Origin of the sequence: Phenylobacterium sp., assembly GCF_036723115.1 — a bacterium.
In the GTDB taxonomy this organism is placed as follows: domain Bacteria; phylum Pseudomonadota; class Alphaproteobacteria; order Caulobacterales; family Caulobacteraceae; genus Phenylobacterium.
The window spans coordinates 1-2,648 of record NZ_DAIMHV010000223.1; the positions used below are offsets into that span (position 1 = coordinate 1).

Here is a 2,648-nt window from a genome sequence, read left to right on the forward strand (position 1 = left end):
GTGGGGGCGGCGGGCAGGCTCCTACTCCCGCCGCCCCCACAGCGCCGCCGCATCCTCCGCCGTCAGCGGGCCGGAATGCTTGGCGAGGATCACGCCGTCGGCGCCGATCAGATAGGTCTCCGGCACGCCGGTGACGCCGAACTCCACGCCGGCGCGGCCGTCGCGGTCCACCAGATGTTCGGTGAAGGGGTCGCCCAGGCGGGTGAGGAAGGCCTGGGTCTGGGGCGGGGCGTCCTTATAGGCCACGCCGATGATGGGCACGCCCTGGGCGGCCAGGTCCACCAGGACCGGATGCTCCACCTCGCAGGGCGGGCACCAGGAGGCGAAGAAGTTGACCAGCACCGGCCGCCCGCCGGCCGCCTGCGCCAGGGGCCGCATGGCCCCGTCAGTCAGCCGAGGCAAGGTGAGCGCGGGCATGGGCTGGCCCACCATGGCCTGGGGCTGGACCTGCGGGTCGCGGTTCAGGGAAAAGAGGCCGAACATCAGGGCCAGCAGGACGAGCGCCGCCAGCGGCAGGAGGGCGAGCCAGCGGCTCATGGGGTTGGTTCCCGCACGGGGGCGGCGTCGGCGGACTGCGTCGTTCCCTCCGCCCGGCGGAGCCTCTCGGTGCGGGTCCGCCAGCGCCGGGCGCGGGCCAGGCTGTCGGCGATCAGGCCGGCGAAGACGAGCGCGGTGATGGCGAAGGCCGGCCACACATAGGCGCCATAGGGGCTGGCGTCGAAATCGAGCATGGGACGGCTCCTATCCGCGGGCCGCGCGCAGGGCCAGCGCCTCGGCCCGCCGGCGCCAGACCTCGGCGCGGATGCGCACCAGCCACAGCGCCCCGAAGGCCGCCATATAGGCGAGCGCCATGATCAGCAGGGGCCAGAGGAAGACCGCCGCCACGGTGGGGCCGTCGGCGCGGAAGACCGAGGCGCCCTGATGCAGGCTGTTCCACCAGTCCACCGAGAACTTGACGATGGGCAGGTTCACCGCGCCGACCAGGGCCAGAATGGCGCCGGCCCGGGCGGCCTTGGCCTCATCGTCCATGGCTGCGCGCAGGGCCATATAGGCGATGTAGAACAGGAAGAGGACCAGCACCGAGGTCATGCGGGCGTCCCACTCCCACCAGGTGCCCCACATGGGCCGGCCCCAGAGGGAGCCGGTGATCAGCGCCAGCAGGGTGAAGCCGGCGCCCAGGGGGGCGGCGGCCTGGGCCGCGGCGTCGGCCAGGGCGTGGCGGAAGACCAGCGCCAGGAAACTGGCCACGGCCAGGCAGGCATAGCAGAACATGCTCATCCAGGCCGCCGGCACATGGATGAACATGATCCGCACCGTATCGCCCTGCTGATAGTCCTCAGGGGCGGCAAAGCCGAGATAGAGGCCGGCCAGGGCCAGGGCGCCGGCGATCACCCCCAGCAGGGGGGCCGCCCAGCGCGAGAACGCCATGAACCGCTCAGGGTTGGACAGAAAGGCCGGGGCCGGGATCATGGCTGGCAATTAGCGCCACCCGGCCGCCCCCCGCAAGATACGCATCATCCCCAGGGGGCGGGGTAGGCGCGTGGGGCTTAGCCCCGGCCCTTGCCGCCGCCGCCATGCGGACCGCCCATCGGGCCGCCCATGCCGCCGCGACCGCCCATGGGGCCCATGGCGTCGAAGGCCTTCTGCTGGGCGGGCGTCAGCTGGGCGTAGAAGCGCTTGGTGGCCTCGGCCCGGCGGGTGAAGGCCTGCTGGCGTTCGGCCATCTGGGCGGCCATGGCGTCCAGGCGCTGGGGCGTGGTCATGGCGCGCATCTCGGCCCGGCGCTGGCCCATGGCCTGGCGGGCGCCGGCCGGCGGGGCCATGGCGTCCAGATAGGCGTTGAGCGCCGGCGCCTGGGCGGGCGTCAGCTGCAGGACGGTGGTCATGCGCTCGCTGGCCTGGGCGCGCATCTGGGCCGGGTCGGGGCGCTGGCCCCGCCAATCGCGGCCGGCTTCGGGGCCGGGACGCTGGGCGCCGGGGCCCGGCTGAGGCTGGGTCTGCGCCTGGGCGGCCAGGCCAAGGCTGAGCGCGGCGAGCGCGGCGCCGGCGGCGGTCAGGGTCTTGAGGCTCTTCATGTCTGGTCTCTTCATCTGTTGAACGCCCCTCTCGTCTCCTTGCACGGGGCAGGGATCAGATTCCGTCGGTCTTTTTTCGCACGCCCTGGCCCGCCACCGCCGGGCGCCGCGGCTTGACCGCGGGCGCGGCCTCAGGCTCCCCTTTCGGCGGCGACGGCAGGAGGGGTGAATGCAGGGCTGGACAGGCGCGCTGGCGGGACTGGCGCTCATCTTCCTGGCGCCAGGCGCGCAGGCGCAGGCGCCTGAGGCCGCAGCGCGCCTGCAGGTGACGGTGGAGACCGGCCGGCTGGAAGGCGAGGCCACCGACCGGGCGGTCATCTTCCGCAACATCCCCTATGCCGCCCCGCCCGTGGGGGCGCTGCGCTGGGCGCCGCCGGCGCCGGCCGCCCCCTGGACCGGGGTGCGCCAGGCGGTGGCCGCCGGGCCTTCCTGTCCCCAGCCCATGCGCGCCGACGGCGCCCCCAATGACGGCGGGGCCAACGGGCCCATGAGCGAGGACTGCCTGCAGCTGAACGTCTACGCCCCCTTAGGCGCCCCAAAGGACGCGCCGGTCATGGTGTGGATCCACGGGGG

General features: G+C 73.8%; 5 protein-coding genes. 1 reads left to right on the plus strand and 4 read right to left on the minus strand.

The features are described from left to right. Positions 1 to 21: 21 nt before the first annotated feature. From V7D28_RS14710 to V7D28_RS14725, 4 genes are all read right to left on the minus strand, one after another. Positions 22 to 537, minus strand: a complete 516-nt coding sequence (locus V7D28_RS14710) for a DsbE family thiol:disulfide interchange protein (RefSeq protein WP_333588134.1) — start codon at positions 535 to 537, stop codon at positions 22 to 24. Next, the gene (gene ccmD / locus V7D28_RS14715; protein WP_333588135.1) at positions 534 to 731 is read right to left on the minus strand and encodes a heme exporter protein CcmD; all 198 of its coding nucleotides are present in this window, start codon (positions 729 to 731) and stop codon (positions 534 to 536) included. Before ccmD ends, V7D28_RS14710 begins: the two co-directional genes overlap by 4 nt. Before the next feature lie 10 nt (positions 732 to 741). Beyond that, positions 742 to 1,470 (minus strand): heme ABC transporter permease CcmC, encoded by a 729-nt coding sequence (gene ccmC, locus V7D28_RS14720; protein WP_333588136.1) that lies wholly within the window; start codon positions 1,468 to 1,470, stop codon positions 742 to 744. 77 nt (positions 1,471 to 1,547) lie between these two features. Beyond that, a complete protein-coding gene (locus tag V7D28_RS14725; protein WP_333588137.1) occupies positions 1,548 to 2,075 on the minus strand; it encodes a Spy/CpxP family protein refolding chaperone in 528 nt (175 codons plus the stop codon). A 169-nt stretch (positions 2,076 to 2,244) separates the two neighbouring features. Between V7D28_RS14725 and V7D28_RS14730 the strand changes: the two genes are divergently transcribed. Next, a partial coding sequence (locus tag V7D28_RS14730; RefSeq protein ID WP_333588138.1) for a carboxylesterase family protein occupies positions 2,245 to 2,648 on the plus strand: 404 nt, incomplete at its 3' end.

Coding starts and splice junctions, on each gene's coding strand:
- ccmD (WP_333588135.1), bottom strand. CDS start 731: ATGCTCGATTTCGACGCCAGCCCCTATGGCGCCTATGTGTGGCCGGCC.
- V7D28_RS14710 (WP_333588134.1), bottom strand. CDS start 537: ATGAGCCGCTGGCTCGCCCTCCTGCCGCTGGCGGCGCTCGTCCTGCTG.
- V7D28_RS14725 (WP_333588137.1), bottom strand. CDS start 2,075: ATGAAGAGCCTCAAGACCCTGACCGCCGCCGGCGCCGCGCTCGCCGCG.
- ccmC (WP_333588136.1), bottom strand. CDS start 1,470: ATGATCCCGGCCCCGGCCTTTCTGTCCAACCCTGAGCGGTTCATGGCG.